The organism is Pseudoalteromonas sp. MB47 (assembly GCF_011319765.1).
GTDB classification, from domain to species: Bacteria; Pseudomonadota; Gammaproteobacteria; order Enterobacterales; family Alteromonadaceae; genus Pseudoalteromonas; species Pseudoalteromonas simplex.
This window is the reverse complement of the sequence record NZ_VFBD01000025.1, coordinates 15,432-37,866: the sequence shown is the minus strand read 5'-3', so window position 1 is coordinate 37,866 and position 22,435 is coordinate 15,432. Positions and strand designations below refer to the sequence as shown.

Annotated in this window: 24 protein-coding genes; 16 read left to right on the top strand and 8 right to left on the bottom strand. The window is 41.7% G+C overall.

Annotated elements, in window-relative coordinates; all coding sequences use genetic code 11:
- Nucleotides 1-6: 6 nt before the first annotated feature.
- Entirely contained in the window at nucleotides 7-846 is an 840-nt protein-coding gene (locus IMPJCBKJ_RS13530) for a PHP domain-containing protein (protein WP_138602340.1), read from the bottom strand.
- A 524-nt stretch (nucleotides 847-1,370) separates the two neighbouring features.
- Between IMPJCBKJ_RS13530 and IMPJCBKJ_RS13525 the strand changes: the two genes are divergently transcribed.
- The 6 genes from IMPJCBKJ_RS13525 to trpA are packed head-to-tail and all read left to right on the top strand — an operon-like array spanning nucleotide 1,371 to nucleotide 7,931.
- Nucleotides 1,371-2,939, top strand: a complete 1,569-nt coding sequence (locus IMPJCBKJ_RS13525) for an anthranilate synthase component 1 (RefSeq protein WP_166340686.1) — start codon at nucleotides 1,371-1,373, stop codon at nucleotides 2,937-2,939.
- Entirely contained in the window at nucleotides 2,939-3,544 is a 606-nt protein-coding gene (locus IMPJCBKJ_RS13520; RefSeq protein ID WP_054552918.1) for an aminodeoxychorismate/anthranilate synthase component II, read from the top strand. The genes IMPJCBKJ_RS13525 and IMPJCBKJ_RS13520 overlap by 1 nt, the downstream gene beginning before the upstream one ends.
- A 9-nt stretch (nucleotides 3,545-3,553) precedes the next feature.
- Nucleotides 3,554-4,573: an anthranilate phosphoribosyltransferase gene (gene trpD / locus IMPJCBKJ_RS13515; RefSeq protein ID WP_138619901.1), complete on the top strand. Its 1,020-nt coding sequence runs from the start codon at nucleotides 3,554-3,556 to the stop codon at nucleotides 4,571-4,573.
- A complete protein-coding gene (gene trpCF / locus IMPJCBKJ_RS13510) occupies nucleotides 4,566-5,930 on the top strand; it encodes a bifunctional indole-3-glycerol-phosphate synthase TrpC/phosphoribosylanthranilate isomerase TrpF (protein ID WP_166340685.1) in 1,365 nt (454 codons plus the stop codon). Before trpD ends, trpCF begins: the two co-directional genes overlap by 8 nt.
- Before the next feature lie 7 nt (nucleotides 5,931-5,937).
- Entirely contained in the window at nucleotides 5,938-7,122 is a 1,185-nt protein-coding gene (trpB, locus tag IMPJCBKJ_RS13505; RefSeq protein ID WP_166340684.1) for a tryptophan synthase subunit beta, read from the top strand.
- Complete coding sequence (gene trpA / locus IMPJCBKJ_RS13500; RefSeq protein WP_058584766.1) at nucleotides 7,119-7,931, top strand: tryptophan synthase subunit alpha; 813 nt, start codon at nucleotides 7,119-7,121, stop codon at nucleotides 7,929-7,931. Before trpB ends, trpA begins: the two co-directional genes overlap by 4 nt.
- 60 nt (nucleotides 7,932-7,991) lie before the next feature.
- On the opposite strand, the gene IMPJCBKJ_RS13495 is transcribed toward trpA, so the two are convergent.
- The gene (locus IMPJCBKJ_RS13495) at nucleotides 7,992-8,564 is read right to left on the bottom strand and encodes a type 1 glutamine amidotransferase domain-containing protein (protein WP_054552914.1); all 573 of its coding nucleotides are present in this window, start codon (nucleotides 8,562-8,564) and stop codon (nucleotides 7,992-7,994) included.
- Between the two features lie 137 nt (nucleotides 8,565-8,701).
- Complete coding sequence (locus tag IMPJCBKJ_RS13490; protein WP_054561225.1) at nucleotides 8,702-8,971, bottom strand: HU family DNA-binding protein; 270 nt, start codon at nucleotides 8,969-8,971, stop codon at nucleotides 8,702-8,704.
- Nucleotides 8,972-9,165: 194 nt separating this feature from the next.
- Between IMPJCBKJ_RS13490 and IMPJCBKJ_RS13485 the strand changes: the two genes are divergently transcribed.
- Nucleotides 9,166-9,753: an inner membrane-spanning protein YciB gene (locus IMPJCBKJ_RS13485; protein WP_054552912.1), complete on the top strand. Its 588-nt coding sequence runs from the start codon at nucleotides 9,166-9,168 to the stop codon at nucleotides 9,751-9,753.
- Nucleotides 9,754-9,811: 58 nt separating this feature from the next.
- Nucleotides 9,812-10,450 carry a CPBP family glutamic-type intramembrane protease gene (locus IMPJCBKJ_RS13480; RefSeq protein ID WP_166340683.1) on the top strand — a complete coding sequence of 213 codons (639 nt, stop codon included), beginning with the start codon at nucleotides 9,812-9,814 and terminating at the stop codon, nucleotides 10,448-10,450.
- Between the two features lie 55 nt (nucleotides 10,451-10,505).
- Here IMPJCBKJ_RS13480 and IMPJCBKJ_RS13475 read toward each other — a convergent pair whose 3' ends face one another.
- Nucleotides 10,506-11,930: a sodium-dependent transporter gene (locus tag IMPJCBKJ_RS13475; RefSeq protein ID WP_054552910.1), complete on the bottom strand. Its 1,425-nt coding sequence runs from the start codon at nucleotides 11,928-11,930 to the stop codon at nucleotides 10,506-10,508.
- Between the two features lie 176 nt (nucleotides 11,931-12,106).
- On the opposite strand from IMPJCBKJ_RS13475, the gene IMPJCBKJ_RS13470 reads away from it, so the two are divergent.
- The 5 genes from IMPJCBKJ_RS13470 to IMPJCBKJ_RS13450 all read left to right on the top strand — a co-directional run bounded on the left by IMPJCBKJ_RS13470 (nucleotide 12,107) and on the right by IMPJCBKJ_RS13450 (nucleotide 15,220).
- On the top strand, nucleotides 12,107-12,406 hold the full coding sequence (locus IMPJCBKJ_RS13470) for a YciI family protein (RefSeq protein ID WP_054552909.1): 300 nt from the start codon (nucleotides 12,107-12,109) through the stop codon (nucleotides 12,404-12,406).
- 151 nt (nucleotides 12,407-12,557) lie between these two features.
- The gene (locus IMPJCBKJ_RS13465; RefSeq protein ID WP_054552908.1) at nucleotides 12,558-12,809 is read left to right on the top strand and encodes a PepSY domain-containing protein; all 252 of its coding nucleotides are present in this window, start codon (nucleotides 12,558-12,560) and stop codon (nucleotides 12,807-12,809) included.
- 2 nt (nucleotides 12,810-12,811) lie between these two features.
- Complete coding sequence (locus IMPJCBKJ_RS13460) at nucleotides 12,812-13,486, top strand: response regulator transcription factor (RefSeq protein WP_054552907.1); 675 nt, start codon at nucleotides 12,812-12,814, stop codon at nucleotides 13,484-13,486.
- Nucleotides 13,480-14,817: an ATP-binding protein gene (locus IMPJCBKJ_RS13455; RefSeq protein WP_054552906.1), complete on the top strand. Its 1,338-nt coding sequence runs from the start codon at nucleotides 13,480-13,482 to the stop codon at nucleotides 14,815-14,817. The genes IMPJCBKJ_RS13460 and IMPJCBKJ_RS13455 overlap by 7 nt, the downstream gene beginning before the upstream one ends.
- Nucleotides 14,804-15,220, top strand: coding sequence for a hypothetical protein (locus IMPJCBKJ_RS13450; protein ID WP_138602354.1), 417 nt, complete (start codon nucleotides 14,804-14,806; stop codon nucleotides 15,218-15,220). Before IMPJCBKJ_RS13455 ends, IMPJCBKJ_RS13450 begins: the two co-directional genes overlap by 14 nt.
- A gap of 210 nt (nucleotides 15,221-15,430) precedes the next feature.
- Here IMPJCBKJ_RS13450 and IMPJCBKJ_RS13445 read toward each other — a convergent pair whose 3' ends face one another.
- Nucleotides 15,431-16,468 (bottom strand): AI-2E family transporter, encoded by a 1,038-nt coding sequence (locus tag IMPJCBKJ_RS13445; RefSeq protein WP_054553083.1) that lies wholly within the window; start codon nucleotides 16,466-16,468, stop codon nucleotides 15,431-15,433.
- 152 nt (nucleotides 16,469-16,620) lie between these two features.
- Here IMPJCBKJ_RS13445 and IMPJCBKJ_RS13440 point away from each other — a divergent pair, with 152 nt between their 5' ends.
- From IMPJCBKJ_RS13440 to IMPJCBKJ_RS13430, 3 genes are all read left to right on the top strand, one after another.
- Nucleotides 16,621-17,211, top strand: a complete 591-nt coding sequence (locus IMPJCBKJ_RS13440; protein ID WP_166340682.1) for a hypothetical protein — start codon at nucleotides 16,621-16,623, stop codon at nucleotides 17,209-17,211.
- Between the two features lie 63 nt (nucleotides 17,212-17,274).
- Nucleotides 17,275-18,180: a M14 family metallocarboxypeptidase gene (locus tag IMPJCBKJ_RS13435; RefSeq protein ID WP_166340681.1), complete on the top strand. Its 906-nt coding sequence runs from the start codon at nucleotides 17,275-17,277 to the stop codon at nucleotides 18,178-18,180.
- 185 nt (nucleotides 18,181-18,365) lie between these two features.
- A complete protein-coding gene (locus IMPJCBKJ_RS13430; RefSeq protein ID WP_054552903.1) occupies nucleotides 18,366-18,782 on the top strand; it encodes a hypothetical protein in 417 nt (138 codons plus the stop codon).
- A gap of 37 nt (nucleotides 18,783-18,819) precedes the next feature.
- On the opposite strand, the gene ccoG is transcribed toward IMPJCBKJ_RS13430, so the two are convergent.
- The 3 genes from ccoG to IMPJCBKJ_RS13415 form a co-directional block, all read right to left on the bottom strand.
- The gene (gene ccoG, locus IMPJCBKJ_RS13425; RefSeq protein ID WP_166340680.1) at nucleotides 18,820-20,202 is read right to left on the bottom strand and encodes a cytochrome c oxidase accessory protein CcoG; all 1,383 of its coding nucleotides are present in this window, start codon (nucleotides 20,200-20,202) and stop codon (nucleotides 18,820-18,822) included.
- Between the two features lie 151 nt (nucleotides 20,203-20,353).
- A complete protein-coding gene (locus IMPJCBKJ_RS13420) occupies nucleotides 20,354-21,760 on the bottom strand; it encodes a sigma 54-interacting transcriptional regulator (protein WP_166340679.1) in 1,407 nt (468 codons plus the stop codon).
- A gap of 111 nt (nucleotides 21,761-21,871) precedes the next feature.
- A complete protein-coding gene (locus IMPJCBKJ_RS13415; RefSeq protein ID WP_166340678.1) occupies nucleotides 21,872-22,429 on the bottom strand; it encodes a DUF1439 domain-containing protein in 558 nt (185 codons plus the stop codon).
- Nucleotides 22,430-22,435 lie beyond the last annotated feature (6 nt).

Here is a 22,435-nt window from a genome sequence, read left to right as displayed (position 1 = left end):
ACGCTCCTATTGCCCTTCCCATGCATGCCAAACCCCTTGGCAATCTTTTGGTAAGTATAAATTTTTACCTAACTCCAACCAACTTGTCGGAAAATGAAAATCTGACCCTTGCGACGCAAGTAAACCATATTCACGGCAAAGTTCACCTAAAAACTGGCGCTCACTGGGTGCTTGCTGTGGTTGTGCAACTTCCATCGCATCGCCACCGGCATCTTTAAATTCAATAATTAATTTCCGTAGCCACTTATTCGACATTTGATAACGCCCAGGGTGTGCTAGAACGGCAACCCCACCGGCTTGATGAATGGCAGCAATTGCAGTTTGCATATCGCACCAACTACTTGGTACATAACCTGTTTTTCCTCGCCCTAAGTATTTCTTAAATACCCCAGGAAAGTTTTTAGCTACACCACGTTCAATCAGTGCACGGGCAAAATGCGCCCGTGTGATTTGGGCGTTTTCGGCAAATGTTTTTGCTTGGTCGTAAATGCCTTCAAAACCATTTTTAGCAAGGCGACGACCTATCTCTAAAGCGCGCTCTTCACGCTTGCCTTGTTGCGCTTGTAATAATGACAACAGTGCGTCATTTTCGTCATCAACATTTAAGCCAACTATATGAATTTCAAAACTTTCCCATTTTGTTGATACTTCAACGCCAGCAATTAATTTAAGCGGTAAATTATCATCTGCAATGACTTGGCGAGCTGGTTTTATCGCACTTAACGTGTCGTGATCGGTAATTGCAAACACATCTATGTTTTTCTCAACCGCGCGGTGTAACAATTGCTCGACTGATAGCTGACCATCTGAGTATGTGGTGTGGCTATGTAAATCGTATTTTATCAAAGGGAAAGACTGCTTTACGTAAGTTCTTGAATCAATGATGTGAGTATAACAAAAATTTACTGCCAGGGCGTGATTATCTTTTTAGGTTAGACATATATACCCTCATAAATGGGCAATTGCGATGGGTAAATGCCGAACTCGTACTAATATGTAAATTAATACTTGACAGTATCCGCTTAGGTACGCTTTACTGTATGCACTTTCAGACACGTTAAATAAGTAATAACAATGAACAAAACAATTCAAATCACAATTTGGTGGTGGCACTCGTAACTAGCGGGTGACGAATTGTCGTGTCTAACGATTTCAAAACCCGCTCAAGTAGCGGGTTTTTTTATATCTAAATTTTAAGGTTTTATAATGAATTACATAGCAACTCTTACACATCATTGGTGGTGGCGCCTGGCTTAGCGGGACGGTAAGGGTCTATCTAATTTATAGGCATCTTTATACGAACCCCGCCAAGCATCGCTTCGCGGGGTTTTGTTTTTTAAAGAGTTTTTGGGAATGAGGGAGAATGAGGTTTGATTTTTAGTCATATAACAACGACACCGGGTGAAGTAACCAGTATCACTCAAGTGCGCGATTACATCAGTAGCCCACTTGCGTTATACAGTTTACTCGATAAGCCTAATTCACTGCTGTTAGAGTCTGCTGAAATTGATTCTAAAGACAGTGTAAAAAGTCTAATTTTGGTTGACTCAGCGCTACGTATTGTTTGCCAAGGCAAGCAGGTCACACTCACTGCACAGTCAAATAACGGCAAACAATTACTGCCTTATTTACAAACTCATGTGCAAAACTGCTCTGCAGAGCTTGTAGAAGATACATTAACGTTAACCTACAACGAGGTAGCAAGCGATATTGATGAAGCCAGTAAATTAGTAGCAGATAATGCTTTTAGTGCGCTACGTAGCTGTATTAATAGTATTAAAAGCACCACAGATAACCCATTTTCTGTGTTCTTAGGCGGTGTATTTGCCTACGACATGGTTGCTAATTTCGAAACTCTTTCTGATGTGCCTGACGGCGAAAACAGCTGCCCGGATTATGTTTTCTACCTAGCCGAAACGTTAGTTGTCATCGACCATCAAGCAAAAACAACCGAGCTAATTGGCAATGTGTTCAACGGCCCTGAAGTCCATGCAAACTGCTTTGAGGTTGGTCAACAGTTAGAGCGTTTAAATGCCGTATGTGACAATGCACAAAGCTACCAAGGGCAAAAGCAAACAGGCTCAAACCCAATTTCTGTTGATGTTAGCGACGAGCAATACTGCGAACATGTCATCAAGTTAAAAAATAACATCGTTGATGGCGATATATTCCAAGTTGTGCCATCACGTACTTTTTCTCTCGCCTGCCCTGACTCACTTCATGCTTATAGCCAATTAAAACTACAAAACCCAAGCCCATATATGTTTTACATGCGCGATGAAGAGTTCGTGTTATTCGGCGCATCACCCGAGTCAGCCCTCAAATATTGCGCAGAGAGTAAACAAGTTGAGGTATACCCTATTGCCGGCACTCGCCCTCGTGGCAAGTTTGCTAACGGGCAAATTAATCCAGACCTAGACAGCCGCATTGAGCTTGAACTTCGCAACGACCAAAAAGAGCGTGCCGAGCACCTGATGCTAGTTGATTTAGCGCGAAATGATGTTGCCCGTATTAGCGTACCAGGCACACGTCACGCTAAAGAGTTATTAAAAGTAGACCGCTACTCACAAGTGATGCATTTAGTTTCACGCGTTGTGGGTACTTTAAAACCTGAACTCGATGCGCTACATGCTTACCAAGCTTGTATGAACATGGGCACCTTAGTGGGTGCACCTAAAGTACGCGCTGCTGAGTTAGTTCGTAAAACCGAACAAAAACGCCGCGGCAGCTATGGTGGTGCTGTGGGTTATTTAACGGGCGATGGCGCCATGGATAGCTGTATTGTTATTCGCTCTGCCTTTGTTAAAAACGGCACAGCCTATGTGCAAGCAGGTGCAGGTGTGGTGTTTGATTCAGATCCACAATCAGAAGCCAATGAAACCCGCGCTAAAGCACAAGCTGTGATCACTGCGATTCAATCGACTTACGAGGCACAATAATGACGACAACATCAGCCTATAAAATCTACTTTTTAGATAACTTTGATTCATTTAGTTATAACTTAGTCGATGAACTTTCTATGTTAGGGTGCCAGTTAGTGGTATACCGTAATAACATCAGTGCACAAAGCATCTTCGACAAAATGTGCCAAGAGACAGTGCCTGTATTATTAGTGCTTTCACCTGGCCCTGGCGCACCATCTGATGCGGGTTGTTTAATGGAACTCATTGAACTGTGTAAAGGCCGCTTCCCTATGCTCGGCATCTGTTTAGGCCAGCAAGCACTAACACAAAGCTACGGTGGGGTTATTGGTCATGCAGGTGAAACTGTGCATGGCAAGTCATCAATTATTTCGTTGACTGAGCACCCAGTATTCGCGGGTATGGGCGATAAAATGCCGGTTGCTCGTTATCATTCATTAATGGCAACCAAAGTCCCTGATGACGTTGAAGTAATTGCTTGTTATGAAAATATTCCGATGGCAATTTACCATCAACAAGATAATGCCCTTGGCTATCAGTTTCATCCTGAGTCAATTTTAACGCCAAATGGCGCATTGCTATTACAGCAAAGCATTGAATTTTTAACCGCACGCGTGCAGTAGAGGAATAACATGGAAGCAACAACTCAAACCCAGTTAAACCAATTATTAGCAAAGCAAGATTTATCATTTTCGCAAGCAACTGCATTATTTGATGCCATCATGAATGGCCAGCTTAATGATATTGAATTAACGGCTGCACTTATCGCCCTAAAACTAAAAGGCGAAACAAGTGATGAAATCGCCGGTGCGGCGGCATCAATGCGCGCCAATGCAGTGCCATTTCAAACCAGCAAAACCTTACTTGCTGATAGCTGTGGTACCGGTGGCGATGGCTCAAACACAATTAATATTAGTACCACGGCTGCTATTGTTGCTGCCGCTGCGGGCATCAACATGGTCAAACATGGTAATCGCAGTGTGTCGAGTAACTCGGGCTCTGCAGATTTACTCAAAGCCTTGGGTATCAATATCGATATGAGCCCTGAGCAAGCTGCCCATTGTTTAGACAATACCGGCTTTACATTTTTATTCGCACCGCATTATCACAGTGGTGTACGCCATGCGATGGGCGTGCGTACGGCCCTTAAAAGCCGCACAATTTTTAATATCCTAGGGCCACTGGCGAACCCTGCTGCCCCTGAGGTGCAATTGCTTGGTGTTTATGACCCTTCGCTGTGTTTACCAATGGCCGAAACCCTAAAAACCCTTGGCACAAAACGCGCTATGGTGGTTCACGGTGCAGGCACTGACGAAATTGCCTTACACGGAACAACCAAAGTGGTTGAACTTAATAACGGTGAACTGAGTGAATACACGCTAACAGCGAGCGATTTTGGTCTTGCAAACTATTCACTTGAACAACTAGCAGGCCAAGGCCCAGAATATAACGCAAAAGCAAGCTTAGCGATTTTACAAGGTCAAGGTGAAATGGCGCATAACGCAGCCATTATAGCCAACGTTGCCGCTCTTCTTTATTTAACCGATAAAGCAAGTGATTTAAAAGCAGCCGCAGATCAAGTAAGCAATTTATTAGCATCAGGCAAAGCGATGGACACATTGAACGCAATTATTGAGGTAAGTCATGGCTAACGTGTTAGACAAAATTGTTGCCGACAAACGTATTGAATTAGAACAAAGAAAAGCACAGCGCCCGCTTGAGTCATTCATTAACGAGGTTGTGCCAACCAAGCGAGACTTTGAAGGCGCATTAGCAGCAACCGGTACACAGTTTATTTTAGAATGTAAAAAGGCCTCACCGTCAAAAGGACTTATTCGCGAACCATTTAATTTAGACGAAATTACATCGGTTTATAAAAAGTACGCAACCTGTATGAGCGTACTAACAGATGAAAAATATTTCCAAGGCAGCTATCAGTACCTTGAGTATGTGCGCAGCCAAGTTGAACAGCCGCTTATTTGTAAAGACTTCTTTATTGATGAGTACCAAGTATATTTAGCACGCTTATCTGGTGGTGATGCCATTTTATTAATGCTCTCTGTCCTTGATGACGAGCAATATTTAGCGCTTCATAAAGTGGCTGATTCTTTAAATATGTCGGTCCTCACTGAAGTTAGCAATGAGCAAGAAGTTAGTCGTGCACTTGCACTTAATGCCAGCCTTATCGGTATTAATAACCGCGACCTTCGTGATTTAAGTACTGATCTTGCAACAACTGAGCGTTTACGTCAGCTTATCCCAAATGACAAAGTAGTGATTTCAGAATCGGGCATTTATACCCATAAAGATGTAAAACGTCTTGCACCATTGTGCGATGGCTTTTTAATTGGCAGCTCACTGATGGCTGAGCGCGACTTAGAAGCCGCATGCCGTAAAGTCATTTTAGGTGAGAACAAAGTGTGTGGTTTAACCCGTTCACAAGATGCGATGGCAGCCTACGCCAGTGGTGCTGTGTATGGTGGCTTAATTTTTTATCCTAAGTCACCGCGCTATGTCGATATCGACTGTGCCAAGCAAGTTACGCAAAGTGCCCCGCTCGCGTATGTGGGTGTGTTTGTCAATGCACCTCTTGAACAAGTGGTCGATTATGCACAAAGCTTAAAATTAGCTGCAGTGCAATTACATGGTGACGAGAATAGCGAGTATATTCAAAGTCTCAGAAAGCAATTACCGCTTGGCTGTGAAATTTGGAAAGCCCAAGCCGTTAAAGGCGAATTACCCAAACCGCTTGAAGGGGTTGACCGCCATTTGTACGACACTTACAGCAAAAGCCAAAAAGGCGGCACAGGCGAAGCATTTGATTGGTCTGTGCTAGAAACGACAACCGTGCCGTTTATGTTAGCCGGGGGTTTAAACCCAGAAAATATTCACGCAGCGCTTTATCGCGGTGCTAATGGTCTTGACCTAAATTCTGGCGTTGAAGCGTCAGCGGGTAAAAAGTGCCAAACAAAATTACAAAATGCGTTTTCGCATATCAGAAATTATTGAGGTTAGAATGCAAAATCCAGCTTATTTCGGTGAATTCGGTGGTATGTTTGTACCACAGCTGCTTGTGCCAGCACTCAAGCAACTAGAAGCAGAGTTTAATAAATCGCAAAGCGATCCAGCTTTTCAGGCTGAGTTTGAAAAACTATTAAATGAATACGCAGGCCGCCCTACGCCATTAACACTGACACGTAACTTAGTTAAAAACCCTAAAGTAAAACTGTATTTAAAGCGTGAAGATTTACTGCACGGTGGTGCGCACAAAACCAATCAAGTACTTGGTCAAGCACTCCTTACCAAACGCATGGGTAAAAAAGAAGTGATTGCAGAAACAGGTGCCGGCCAACACGGTGTTGCAACGGCCCTAGCCTGCGCCCTACTTGGCTTAAAGTGCCGTATTTACATGGGTGCAAAAGACGTTGAACGCCAACAACCAAATGTATTTCGTATGAAATTAATGGGCGCAGAGGTTATTCCTGTCACAGCGGGCTCTGGCACCTTAAAAGATGCCGTAAACGAAGCCCTGCGTGACTGGTCAGCAAATTACAAAGATGCTCACTATCTACTAGGCACTGCAGCAGGCCCTCACCCATTCCCAACCATGGTGCGAGAGTTCCAAAAAATGATTGGTGAAGAAGCAAAACAACAAGTACTGAAAGCTGAAGGCCGCTTACCGGATGCTGTGCTTGCTTGCGTGGGTGGTGGCTCTAACGCCATTGGTATGTTCACAGACTTTATTGATGAGCCAAGCGTAAAATTAATTGGTGTAGAGCCTGCTGGTAAAGGCTTAGATACCCACCAGCATGGTGCAACCTTATGTAAAGGCACCAAAGGCATTTTACACGGTACCTATACCTACATTATGCAAGATGATGATGGCCAAATTGAAGAGTCTTACTCTGTATCAGCAGGTCTTGATTACCCTGCTGTTGGCCCACAACATGCGCACTTACATGAAACTGGCCGTGCTGAGTACGTAGGTATTACCGATACTGAAGCACTTGAAGCATTCCAACTACTGGCTAAGAACGAGGGGATTATTCCGGCGCTTGAATCAAGCCATGCCCTCGCATATGCCCTTAAATATGCCGAGCAACAAACCGAAGACACCATTTTAGTGGTTAACCTAAGCGGCCGAGGCGATAAAGATTTGGCTCACGTACACAGTGTTTTATCAGAAGGAGGCGCACTATGAGCCAGACTAACCGTTACGGACAACTGTTCGCCACATTAAATGAAACAAACCAAGGTGCTTTTGTACCCTTTGTTACGATTGGCGATCCTAATAAAGCACTGAGTGTAGAAATCATCAAAAGCTTAATTGATGGCGGCGCTGATGCCCTTGAGCTAGGTATTCCATTTTCTGATCCGATTGCTGATGGCCCAGTGATCCAAGCTGCCAACATTCGTGCACTTGATGAAAACATTAATACCCAAGATTGCTTTGATATCATCAAACAAGTGCGCCAGTACAATGCCAATATTCCAATTGGCCTATTATTGTATTCAAATCTTGTGTTTAAGCGTGGCATTGAGAAGTTTTATCAAGATGCTAAAGAAGCCGGTGTCGATTCAATTTTAGTGGCTGACGTGCCGCTACATGAATCAAAGCTATTTCGCCAAACAGCAATGAAAAATGGCATTGACCCAATTTTTATTGCTACACCGAATGCTGATGATGACACTTTACGAGAGTGTGCGTCATATGGCCGTGGTTACACATACCTTCTTTCACGCGCAGGTGTAACAGGCACAGAAACCAAGGCACAAATGCCAGCAGATTCATTAGTTAAAAAACTAAAAGACTACCATGCTGCACCGGCATTACTTGGTTTTGGTGTATCAACACCAGAAGATGTTAAGTCAGCACTCGATTCAGGAGCTGCTGGTGCGATTTCAGGCTCTGCGGTTGTTAAAATCATCGAGGCAAATCTTGATGACCAGGCAGCGATGCTAACTGGTTTAAAAGAGTTTGTAGCCAGTATGAAGGCAGCTACAAAGTAACTTATTGTATTGCTTAAAAAAGGGCCATAAAGGCCCTTTTTTGTGCTTAACAATTTATGATTAATGATGGCGATGCTCGCCCTCTTTAATTTCTTCTATGAATTTTCGATTAAAAGCCTCTAAGTCGGCTGGGCTTCGGCTTGTAACTATGCCCTCATCAACACACACCTCTTGATCAACCCAATTAGCTCCTGCATTGATTAAATCAGTTTTAATACTTGGGTATGAGGTCACTTTGCGGTCGCGTAGTTTATTAATTTCGGCTAATAACCATGGGCCGTGGCAAATCGCGGCGATGGGCTTGTTTTTACCGGCACTGAAAAAACCATCAACAAAGGCTTTTGCTTCGCTATCTTGACGTAACGTATCTGGGTTAAATAAGCCACCAGGCAGAAGTAACGCGTCATACTCAGCAGAGTCTGCTTCGCTGACTACACGGTCAACACTGACTCGCTCACCCCATTGGTTTTCATCCCATGCGGTGATATCGCCACGCTCAAGTGACACAACTTCGACAAGTGCACCCGCTTCTAATAATGCGCTTCGTGGTGACAATAGCTCGCTTTGCTCAAAACCATTGGTTGCAAGAATAGCAATCTTTTTACCATTCAGTTGGCTATTTAAATTTGACATGTTATCTCCTTATTTAGGTAAACCTAAATGATTAACAGCATACAACATGCCAAACTTAATAGATTGAAAATATTGAATAAATTTTCAGGTGTTCTATTTATGCTCTGTAAATACTACAACAGCTTTGCAAATCCTGCTTATAAACCGTCTTTGAGTGCTTTAGCAGGTTTAAAAACTGGCTTGTTAGCGCCTTCTATTTCAATTTCTTCACCGGTTTGTGGGTTGCGTCCTTTGCGTGCTGGGTAATAACTCAGAGCAAACGTACCAAAGCCATTAATTTGCACTTGATCGCCCTCAGAAAGAGACTTTTCGATAGCATTTAACATGCTGGTTAAGGCAGCTTGAGTGTCTTTTTTTGTTAATTCACTGTGGGCAGCCATTTGCGATACTAACGCGGCTTTATTCATAAAAAGTGCTCCAAAATACGCCGCTTAATCATCTGAGGTTAAGCGGAAAAAGATAAGTTAAAACAACCTAAACGCAGGTTTAGGCCAGATTGGCTCGGGAGGCTAAGCTTTCAGGGCTGCTAAGTCAACCTTGTATCTTGCACGATAACTTGATACAACCCAGTATCTTTTTAAATTAGAGCATTTATAAATTTATGCATGCGATTATTGAATACATCCCGCTGATCCTGTTTTTTGCGGTTTTCAAGTTAGTTGATATTTATTGGGCAACAGCCTTGCTGATGCTAACCACCTTAATTCAAGTTGCTTACTGTTATTTTAAAGATGGTAAAGTGCCAACCCGTCACTGGGTGTTTTTTGCCATTGCAGTTGTACTGGGTACGCTCACCTTAGTGTTCCACGACGAGCAGTTCGTAAAATGGAAAGCCACCATTGTGTATGCCATTTTCAGTGTTACTTTGTTAGTAAGCCGCTATATTCTTGGCAAAAACCTAGTGAAAAAAGCACTTAGCTCGATTTTAGAAAATGCCTCTGAGAGTAAACAAGAAATCAACGTACCTGAAGCGCTCTGGAATAAGCTTAACCTATTTTGGGTTGCGGTGACTGCAGGTATCTCGGCGCTGAATATCTACATTGCCTATAACTTCTCGCTCGATTTTTGGGTTAACTTTAAAGTGTTTGGCTTAATGGGCATTACCTTTGTTTGCGTGTTAGCAACGATCATCACCCTATTCAAATACTTACCAGAAGATGACGAAGAGAAAGATCCAAAGCAATCTTAATGTCATAAATCTGTCGTCTTAGCTTGTTAGCGTAAGCAAAAAACACGCTGAGACGACATTGAACGCTAACCAATACCGCTGGCTTGAATTTACCCTCATATTTGTTTCTTTGCCGCTATTAGGCTTCTTTCTTCGTGCCTACCTCGCTAACTGGCTTATTCCTGCCCTTATTATTTTAATGGCCGTGTGCGGCATGTTGCTTTTATCTGATCCCCATTTTAAACGCTTTCGTTTAACAAGCCTTGGGCAATTTAGTGCGGTAAAACGTCGCTTATTTAGTTTCTTCTTTTTAGGGGCGCTATTCTCTGGAATGTTTTACGGGATCATGAATCAAGAAAACTGGTTTTCACTGCCACGAAACTCGTTTAACGATTGGCTAATGTTGTTATTGCTCTACCCCATTTTATCGGTGATGCCGCAAGAGCTTATTTTTAGAACCTATTTTTTCCATCGCTACAAACGCATTATGCCAAGTAAAACAGTGCGTATTATTGTCAGCGCATCAGTGTTTGCATTGGCGCATATTGTCTATGCGAATGTTTTGGCTGTACTGTTGGCTTTTTTAGGGGGGCTGCTGTTTTCTTACACCTATGCGCAAAGCCGCTCAACCTTCGTGTGTGTGATTGAACACAGTTTATGGGGACTTTGGATGTTTACCCTTGGCTTGGGTGATGCGCTCGATGCGGGGGCCTTTTAATTTAATAGGCATAAAAAAGCCGCGCAAAGTGCGCGGCTAAGTATTGAACTGGTCTTTAAAATCCGAAAATACTAAATGCAAAAAACTTAGTCGCCACCGTATTTACAAAGATTAGTAATAAAATGGCAGGGATAAACGTTGATAGTGAGAAGTTCACATACTTCTCTGTGAAGCTGCCAATATAGCCTTCACAGCCTTGGCTTAACTCTGCCGACAAGTTAGCTTTTTTCCAACGATACATAACGAATAAACACACCATTAAACCGTTAAGCGGTAAAATTGTGTCGTAAAACACATCATAAACAATATCAAATAAGCTCTTATCTGCACCGCCATAGCTAACAAACTTTGTAAGCGAGTCAACCATACCAAATGACATTGTACACAGCACAGTTAAAACACCTGTAGATAAAGTTAAGATAGCCAGTGCTTTTTTACGGCTAATACCTTTGCGGTCGCTTAAAGTCGCTGTTGGCACCTCTACAATTGATACAAGTGACGTAATTGCAGCAAAAAAGACAAGTAAGAAGAATACAAACGCAACAATTGATGCACCCACGTAGCCAATATCAGCTTGTAACGCTAATAAAATTTTTGGTAGGTAAACAAAAATCATCGATACTGACGAATCTGATAAATTACTAGGGTCAGTATCTGGGTTAAAACTGAAAATAGCTGGAAGCACCATTAGACCAGCAATAAATGCCACCATCGAGTCAGTAACTGCAACCATTTTTGCACTACCAACAATGTCATCTTTCTTAGAAATATACGATGCATAGGTCATTAAGATACCCATACCCAGTGACAACGAGAAAAACGCTTGAGCTAATGCACCATTTAATACGCTGGCATCCATTTTTGAAAAGTCAGGAACAACATAGTACTTAACACCGGCCATTGCGTTATCAAGAGTTAGTACGTATACAACCAACGCGGTGAGTAGTACAAATAAAGCTGGCATCATAAACTTAGCCGCTTTTTCAATACCTTCTTTAACACCGCCCACTAAAATCAAGTTAACGATGATGGCAACCACGGCCATATAACCAAACACGGTGTAGCTATTGATAAAGGTGCCAAAATTATCCGGCTGCGCCAAGGCATCTAGATTACCAAAAGCGGTTTGCGATAAATAACCGAAAATCCATACCGTGATCACCATGTAAAAAACAGCAATCATAAATGGCGTTAATACAGCTAAAAAGCCAGCAAAGTTCCATTTTGGATCATTACCCGCTAAAAATTTGTATGAACCTAGTGGATCTTTTTGCGCTTTACGACCCATGGCCATTTCAGCCATCATCACTGGCAAACAGATAAAAATGACAAACAATGCATAGACTAAAAGGAAAGCACCACCGCCGTTTTTTGTGGCTGAAACAGGAAAACCTACTAAGTTTCCGATACCTACAGCAGAACCGGCTGCCGCTAAAATAAAACCGAGGCGGGAGCTAAAATGCTCACGTTTTTCGCTCATTTAAAAACCTTATTATTATTTTCTCAACCCAGCGACTCTACCAGTGTTACACCGCGTATTTCAAGCTTTATAAGTTAAAGTTATATGGGTTTGTGTAAAGATTATTACGCGAATAATCTCTCGTCTATTGCTAAGAATATGCTACTATTTTTTAAAAATAACATTGAGAACACACCATGCTGTATATGATTTATTCAACGGATGTTGAAAATAGTTTAGAAGCTCGCAAATCTGCACGTCCTGCTCACTTAGCACGCCTTCAAGAATTAGACGATCAAAACCGTTTATTTACGGCAGGCCCATTGCCAGCCATTGACAGTGAAGATCCAGCTGACGCTGGTTTTACTGGTTCATTAGTGGTTGCTGAGTTTGAGTCATTAGAAGCAGCACGTGAATGGGCAGCAAACGATCCGTATATTGCGGCGGGTGTTTACGACAACTCAGTCGTAAAACCATTTAAGAAAGTATTTGGTTAACCTCTGAACTTAACTGAACCAATAATTCAGTGTTTGTTCACGGCTTATTAACTAAGATTTGGCTATTGAATTACAGAATTTAACGTAATTACTTGAATTTTAGTTAATTGGTTAATTAAACTAAATGGGTCTGGTTTAGGAGTTCCCCGTCATGCGCATATTATTAGCCTTCAGTTTTAGTCTTTTATTTGCATTATCAAGCTTTCATGCTGATGCCAATAAGAAACAAGCCCAAGAGGTGACTAAAAAGCAGGCTGTGACGATCGCCAAAAAGTCTGAAGACGGCCGAACCCTAAAAATCACAGAGCAAGATAAAGTATTTACCGTAAGAATTTTAAAAACGAACGGCCACGTGGTTGATGTCCATGTGAACAAAAAGACTGGCGAAGTGAAAAAGGATTAAGAATGCGAATTTTAGTAATTGAAGATGATTTACACTTAGCAGATAACCTTCGTAATGCCCTAGAAAAAGAGCGTTACAGCGTTGACCTTTGTCACGATGGTGAAGCTGGTTTATTCCATATTACCGAATACCCGCTAGATATGGCGGTAGTCGATTTAGGCTTACCTAAAGTTGATGGTATTGAACTAATTACCAAAGCACGTGCACAAGGTATTACCATTCCTATTTTGATTTTAACGGCACGTGACCGTTGGCAAGATAAAGTAGAAGGCTTAGATGCAGGTGCAGATGACTACCTAACTAAACCTTTCCACGTTGAAGAGCTAATTGCCCGCTGTAATGCGCTTATCCGCCGTAGCGCCGGTAAAGCAAACCCAGAAATGACAGCTGGCCCTATTAAAATTCATACTCGCTCACAGCAAGTATGGGTTAACGATAAAGAACTTAGCTTAACGGCATACGAATACAAAGTTTTAGAATACCTAATGGTTAATCCACAAAAGGTAATTTCTAAATCTGAACTAACTGAGCACATTTACGACCAAGACTTTGACCTTGATTCAAACGTAATCGAAGTTTTCGTATTGCGTTTACGTAAGAAGCTTGACCCTGATGGTACCCTTAACCCTGTTGAAACATTACGCGGCCGTGGTTATAGGCTAAAAAGTCAGTGGTAGCATCGCAAATACCGCTTAAAGTAAGGCAAGGATTTATCCTTGTCTTTGTTTTATTAGTCGCCCTACCAATTCTGTTTTTCTCAATTGGTAAGGCTTACTACGCCTCTTTGGTCGAAGCGACCGAAAAAACCCTCGAAGCTCACTTATATTCATTAATTTCTGAAGTTGATTTCACTGAACGTGGCATTGTTATGCCAAGCACCATCTTAACGCCAGAGCTAAATCGATTAAACTCAGATACCTACGCGATGGTTTATCGCGGTGACTTACCAGTTTGGTATTCTGAATCGGCTACTAATATCAACTTTATTCCTGATAACTTTGAAGCCCCAGCTGGCTCTGCGGATTTTCGTCGGGTTGAATACAACAATACCGTGTACTGGCAATTAACCCTTACCGTTATTTTAGAAAACATTGATCAATCTGAGCATGCACGTTTTATCCTATTAAAGCGTAATGATGCCCTACTGAGGTTGATGGATGGCTTTAAGCAGACACTCGTAAATTGGATGTATGTCATGGGAGTGTCCATTGCTGCACTCATGGCGATTGGTTTTGTTTGGAGTGCAAGACCACTGCAACGACTCGATAAAGAAATTAAAGCCATTGAGTCGGGTGATAACCAACAAATTAAAGGTCTTTACCCGGTTGAACTACAAACTATTAAAGCCGATTTAAACTTATTGCTTGAATCGCAGCAACGCCAAAAAGAGCGTTACCGTGCTTCGTTGAGCGACCTTGCTCATGCATTAAAAACGCCTTTGGCAGTGCTTAAATCAAGCCCTTTAGCCAATGATGCGGATGCACAAGAGCAGCTAGACCGAATTAATGTGATGATCGAACACCAGTTAAAGCGCGCTGCAACAGGTGCGTCTGACACATGGAAGAAACAAACTCATATCAAGCCTGTTATTGACTCAATTATAAGCGCGATGAGCAAGGTTTATCGCGACAAAGATATTATATTTACCTCAGAGGTTAGTGAAAAAGACTATTTCTTGGGTGATAAAACAGATTTGATGGAACTACTTGGTAATTTAATCGATAATGCCTGTAAAGCTTGCCGTTCACAGGTCGATATAAAGGTTAAGCAGAACAAAAAGTTAACCCTCAGTATAAGTGATGATGGCCCAGGTGTCCCTGAGCACAAGCGTGAATCATTACTGACTCGCGGTACCAGACTCGATACCTATGAAAGTGGCCACGGTGTCGGCATGGCTATCGTGTCGGATTTAGTCAACTCGTATAATGGCACCTTAACCATTAAAGATGCAGAGAAACTAGCCGGTGCTGAGTTTATATTAGAGTTTAATTACCATGATAAAAAATAAAACATCAATACTCGTTAAGGGCAGCTTTCTAGCTTTAATTGCGAGTGCATCGCATGCTCAAGCAGAGCAAACGTGTGAGCTTGCTAGCAACAATACCGATGACACCAAACGCTATATTCAATGTCTTGATCAAGTTATCGCCGATCTGCAGCGTGACCAAAAGATGTGGATTAATAAGCTCACTATGGATCTTGAGAAAATCAAAGAAGATAGCGGTAACAGCCAATTGCTACCGATTTTTAATCGCAGCATCAAGAACCAAGAGCGTTATTTAGAAGACAGCTGTCGTTGGCGTTATCTACAAAAAATGCCAAATAGTACGAAAGCCGCTATTGCCTACAAGCAATGTGAAATTGAGATCCTAAAAAACCATGTGCAGGTTTTACAGCGACCTCTAAAGTAATAGCAACTCACAGATTTTCATGGACAAAAAGGCGCTTAAGCGCCTTTTTATACCAATTCGCTTAATTAAGTGGTCTATTTTGAGGCAAGAAAACCTCGTTGATAGCAAGGCAAAAATTTCGTTATTTAGTTGTTCTAAATCAGAAATTTTTAACGCAGATAGCGACAGGTTTAATCCCTCAAAATGATTAAGTATTATTGCGGATTGGTATTACTCTTCAAGTTTTAGCTCTTCGCCATTGCCAAGCAAGGTAGCTAACCATCGCCCTTCTTGACTAGTCTCTAAGGCTATTTTAACTATCATGGTTAATGGGACTGACAACAACATGCCCACGGTCCCCATCAGCCAGCCCCAGAATATTAACGATAAAAACACCACCAGCGTCGATAAACCCAACCCTTTACCCATAAAGCGCGGTTCAACAATGTTACCCATGACGGTGTTAATAACCAAATATCCGCCAGCAATAAACCCTGCAACCAGTGGGCCTTGAGTTATCAAAGCAAGTAACACAGGAGGCACGGCAGCAATGATAGAGCCTATGTTTGGAATGTAATTAAGCATGAACGCCACTACACCCCAAAGTACAAAGTAATCAACATCAAGTGCCCACAGCATAAAGCCTGCAAGCATACCTGTGCCTAAGCTAACCAGCGTTTTAATAGCCAGATAAGAATTAATTGAATCTAAAAAGCGATCAACCTGCTGCATTTTCATTTCAGGATCGTCCAGTGCTAAATGCACTTTTTTACTCAGCATAGGTCCTTCAAACAACATGAACACCACGGTTAGGATGATCAAAAACAAGTTAGCCATCACGCCACCGAGGCCTGTGAGCATGTTGGTTGCAACATCAATCATTTTGCCCGGATCGAATAAAGAAATAATCTGCTCTTTATCAATCAGGATGTTATAACTCGCTGCAACATTGACCACCCAGACAAATTCTTCTTTTAGTTGTGCTTTGTACTCAGGCAGCTTTTCAGAGAAATCGGTCATCGATTGCCCAACCAACCCGGCAAGGCTTATCCCTACACCGACAATCATCAACATCACAAATACAACAGCAATGCCTTTAGGGATACCGTATTTGGCAAAGAAACGAATTAAGGGATTACAAATAATGGCAATAAAGGCTGCCAATACAAATGGGATAACAATCACACTTGCAGCTTTAATACCAGCTAAAACAACGACTAAAGCAGCAAATATCACTAAACTTTTATTTACACCAGTCAGGCTCGACAAAATAAAATCCTTGTTAGTTTTTTTATCAGTGTAAGTGAAATACGTTGCAAAATAAATCACAAAGCTGCTGGCACAATTAATGCTCTTTATACGTGCATAATTTGAACAATTTATGATACATATAACTAAGCGTGCTTTAAAAGGAGCTTTATATGGCACATTTATCCGAACAAGAACTCACTTTTTTCAACCGTTTATTCGAGGCAGAACGGACTGATAGCGATCCAACCGACACAAAAATGTCTATTAGGCTCAATTTGCCTGATAAATTAAACGGCTTACTTACCAATGCCAAACTGACACTGCTTGCTGAAGTGGGGATTTATCAATTGTGGTTTCCGCTTGAATTTACCAAGGACGAGAATGGTCAGCTGATCCCTGTACTTAGCGCACCAGAAGTAATAGACACCAAAGGCATTGAGCGCAGCTGGCGTACGCCTGATCTCGAAATACACACCGAACAATTTCAAATATTGTCTTTATCAAGCACAGGCGTGTTACTCAAGCCAAAGCGTCAAACTCCTATTCTCAATAAAGAAATACTGTTGGCATTTAATTTACCGAGTGAAGAACAGGTTATTCTTAGCGTAAAGCCAATAAGAACGACCAGCAAAGGAATTGCCGGAAAAATAGTGAAAGTGTGCCAAGGTGAAGATGCACTTCGTAATTACTTATTTGAGACCCATAAGCACCATCATGCAAAGCTGTACGAGCAAGGTAACTTTACTACTGAGCTTATCTAGTTGCAGCAGCTTAACAGCTTAGATAAGCTTGGCGTTTTGCAGCAAGTCACAACAAGGTATTTTATGAGTTACCCTATAGGAACCCCTGGTAAGCCGTGGAACAAAGAAGATAAGAAAGCATGGTTTGAATTACAGTCAGTAAAGCGTAGCTATTTAGATGATGTTGTATCGCAACTAGACTCTTTAACAAGCGATTTCAATATTGAGCAATATGGCGCATTAAGTTACGACAGCGACAAATACCCTCTTTACATTTTAAAGAGCAAACAATGGCAAGCTGATAAACCTGTTGTGCTGGTTACCGGTGGTGTTCATGGTTATGAAACAAGTGGCGTGCATGGTGCTTTAGCGTTTGCTAAGAGAAGTGCCAAAGACTACTTTGCTGATTTTAATATTTTAGTGGCTCCGTGTATCAGCCCTTGGGGATATGAAACGATTAACCGCTGGAATCCAAATGCCACGGATCCAAATCGCTCTTTCTATGCAGATAGCCCCGCTGAAGAGTCTGCAGCAATTATGCAATATTTAGCAGATAACACTATTGCACCTTATGTGCATATTGACCTACATGAAACGACAGACACTGATAATAGTGAGTTTCGCCCTGCTCTAGCAGCACGTGATGCAACGACCCACGATAACTGGAATATCCCAGATGGCTTTTATCTTGTCGCTGATAGTGAGCGTCCGCATGATGCATTTCAAACAGCGATTATAAAATCAGTTGAGAAAGTAACCCACATCGCACCAAGTGATGAGAATAACCAATTGATTGGCGTACCACAAACTCAATTTGGTGTAATTAATTACCAAGCGAAAAAACTGGGGTTATGTATGGGCTTAACCGATGCAGAATATGTCACAACAACAGAGGTTTACCCTGATAGTCCACAAGCAAATGATGACATTTGTATTGATGCACAAGTAGCCTCAATTACCGGTGCTCTAAATTACATTGTTAACAAATAGTTAGCTATACTTTAAAAAGGGAGTGGATTATTTATTCACTCCAATGCAAAATAATTAGATAGTATTCACATAAAAATAAAATTAATGAAAAAGTTATGTTTTTTGAAATTTGTATACTAAATAACTAGACACATACATAGAATTGTATAAAATTCGCGCTCTTTTTAAGTTCAAAAGGAAGCAAATTGGAATTTAAGAATCACTATGGCAGTGTCAGGATTATTACTGAAGGTCCAATTGTTATTGGGCAGTTTTCTGGCAATATTAACGCTCGTTTAGTCAATGACTTTGCAATCAATTTAAAAAAGCATATTACTGCTTTCGCTGGAAAGCCGTGGGCGTATATTAGTCATTCTACCCATTTACTTGCTACCACCCCTGATGCAGAACGTGGTTTTACTCAATTATTCCGTGCCCTGCAAGGCACTAACTGTATAGCAACCGCTTATATGTTTAGCTCGTCTATTGTGCTTAATCAAATGAAACGCATCATTGCACAAGCACAATCTCCAATTCAAATAATGGACTGTTTATTTGATGATTTAGACAGCGCTAAAGCTTATGTGCTAAAGCAGCTCGAATTTGCAGAAATGGCTTGTTAAAAACAAGCCATTTTCGTTTCTAGAGCCGTGATTGAGGTTAATCTCGGTAAAACTTAGTTTCTTTAGTTATTGCGATATCAGCATCTTCTAATGCTTGAATGTGAAAACTAATAGGCGTTACTTTTGACTTTAACTCGTAGCCATCAGCAACCACAGTGACAGGCACACGTTTCATCTGACCTGCTTCAACAGTTATCTTTTCAGGCACCTGTAAGCTTGCTTCTGCAATACCACTGATACCGATTGAATAGCTCAAGCTATGCTGTGTTTTGTTGATAATTGATAAGGTATATGGGTTTTCTACTAAACCTTCAAAATTAACACGATACAGGGAATTACGGTCACGAATGACAGAGGCCTCAATAGGTGTTCGCATTGCCATCCACACAACCATGCCAACGACAAACAGCGCCGTTAAACCACCATAGCCAAGCAGTTTTAATCTAAATGGGTTGGTCGTTTTGCCTTCCATTTGTTTTTCTGAGGCGTATTTGATCAGTCCTTTTTGATAGTTGAATTTTTCCATAGTGCTATCACATGCATCGATACATAAGCCACAGTTTATGCATTCATACTGCAAGCCATTACGAATATCGATACCCGCTGGGCATACTTCAACACATAGGTTACAGTCTACGCAGTCACCTAAGCCTAATTCTTTAGGGTCGGCTTTACGCTTACGCGCACCACGAGACTCCCCTCGCGCTTGATCGTAGGTAACAACTAACGTGTCTTTATCAAACATCACAGATTGAAAACGTGAATATGGGCACGCCACTGTACACATTTTTTCACGTAAGAATCCCGCATTACCATAGGTACAAAACGCGAACAAGAATACCCAAAAGCTGACGATACCAGACATTTCTAGGGTAAATAAGCTCATGTATAGAGACTTAGCGGGGATGAAATAAGCCATAAATGACATAGATGTAAGCAATGAGATCACCAGCCAAGCTGCATGCTTAGTAATTTTCTTTTGCCATTTACTCACTGACCATTCAGCTTTATCAAGTTTAATACGCTGATTACGGTTACCTTCAACTTTGTGTTCGATCCAAGTAAACATCAGCATCCAAATTGTTTGAGGACAAGTGTAACCACACCAAACACGCCCTAACCAATTAGTGACGAAAAACAATGCAAACGCCCCTGTCATAAATAACATAGCTAAGATCATAAAATCTTGTGGTAACAGCGTTAAATCAAACAGGGTAAATTTTTGGCTGGCTACATCGAGTAATACGGCTTGGCGGCCATCATAGGGGATCCACGGAATGGCGATGAACGTCAGCATCAGCACCCAGCCTAAGTAACGGCGGATACGTTGGAAATACCCCTTTTGCTCACGAATATAAATTGGCCCTTCTTGGTTGTAGGGCTTGATGATTAAGTCTTGCTCTTTAATATCAAATTTCATTTTGCTACTTACTTTTGTGTCGGTAATAACCTGACAGAGCAACAATCAGGCCAAGAAAAATTAAAAATAAGTTATTGATATTAAATGATTAAATTTATATTTGAACGCTCAAAAGCACGATATATCGCGAATGATCGCGATATATCACGAACTAACGCTTTATCGCTAGCTTTTTCATTTTTGATCTAAGGGTACTTTCGGGAAGTCCCAGCAAGGTTGCAGCACCATTTTCACCTGATATTTGCCCGTTACAGCGTTTTAGCACCTCACAAATATGCTGCTTTTGAACAGCATCAAGAGAAACCACCTGCTCATTTGATTGCTCGTTACTCAAAGGTGCTGAAAGCTGTAATACAGCTTGCTTAGACAGAATTGCTTCACGTTCAAGGATATTTTGTAGCTCACGAATATTGCCTGGCCAATCATAATTCGCCAGTTTGGTGAGTGTTGCTTTGCTTAGCCCTTTTAACTGTTTACCTAAGCGCTTGTTTAACTGCGTTATAATATTTGCTGCGAGGAGTGGAATATCTTCCTTGCGTTCACGAAGCGCAGGCACTCGAATAGGAAACACATTTAAGCGATAATACAAGTCCATTCGAAAGCTGCCCTGCTCAACCATTTGCCACAAGTTACGATTTGTTGCAGCTAACACTCGGATATCGACTTTTAAAGTTTGACTGCCCCCGACGCGCTCAAACTCTTGCTCTTGTAGTACCCGCAGTAATTTACTTTGCGCCTCTAATGGCAGCTCTGCCACTTCATCTAAAAATAAAGTGCCTTTATCAGCCAGTTCAAAACGCCCTTTTCTGCGTTCATTAGCGCCAGTAAACGCCCCTTTCTCATGACCAAATAACTCAGACTCAATTAAGTTGGCTGAAAACGCCGCACAGTTCACTTTTATGAAAGGTTGCTCCGCACGATTGCTCAAGCGGTGAAGGTTTCGTGCCACCAGCTCTTTACCCGTGCCGTTTTCACCTAAAATCAAAACCGTACTATTGGTTTGGCTTACCAAAGTAATTTGCTCAAGCATACTTTGAAATGAATGGCTTTGGCCGACTAAACCAGAATCTTGCCAATCTTCATTTAACTCTGAAATAAGGTAAGCATTTTCAGCTTGAAGCTGCTCAGATAGGTGCTGAACTTGTGCTAAGGCATCACGCAACGCCGCTTCTGTTTGCTGTTGTTTGGATACATCGCGAAAAATCGCGACTGCCCCAATCAGGGCACCGTTTTTGTACACTGGTGTTGATGTATATTCAACAGCAAAATAACTACCATCTTTACGCCAGAATACTTCATCGTTTACATGACGGTGTTTGCCATCGAACATGGTGCAATATATTTGGCATTCATCTGCGGGATATGGCGAGCCATCTTTACGAGTATGGTGATGATATTGATGTATTTTTTTACCAAGGAGTTCGTCTGCTTTCCAGCCTGTCATGCGCTCCGCAGCAGGGTTTACAAAAACTGCATTACCCGATAAATCGAAGCCATAAATTCCCTCGCCAACGGCGTTTAGCAATAACGTGGGGTCGTTTAAAAATTCCTTGATCATAGTAATCACTCAATTCGCGAAATATCACGAGCAATTATGACAAGGTTGAACATGCTTAACAAGCAATCATAAAAAAAGCGACTAGAAGCCGCTTTAATATATCGTATGGGTTTACAGTGTAGGCACTAAGATAATTTCGCCCTGAGATACTTTCATATCTAATGGTAATTTGCTCAATAGTGCAACTTTAGGGTCGTTCATATTTAACTTATAGACAGGATTAACCGCTAAAAAGCCGTTAATCACTTGCATTGCCTGATCATCTAATAAGTTTAAGCTGCCCTTGAAACCCGCGGTGTCGATTGTTGTATCAACCAGTTTTACATTACGTAAAAAGACCGCTTTTTTCTCGCTGTCATAAAATGGGCTACCTTCGATTTGTAGCTTTAAGCGTACTGGATACTTAAGCGCAAACGCTTTGATGACGGCACTAGAATCGGCCCCTAAAACCACCACATCACGTTTATCTGGGCCAACATTGACACTCAGGTCGTTTACCGCAAAATCAACGGGTAAGCCCATCAGCTTAATCTGTTCACTTAGTTTTGGTAATTGATTAGCAAGGGCTGCTTCAATTTCAGAGTTGGTAAACGAGTAAACAGACATCCCTTGATCTGTCGTTTTACATGCCCCTAAAAATAAACAGGTAAGTAGTAATAAAATTCTCATTGTTTT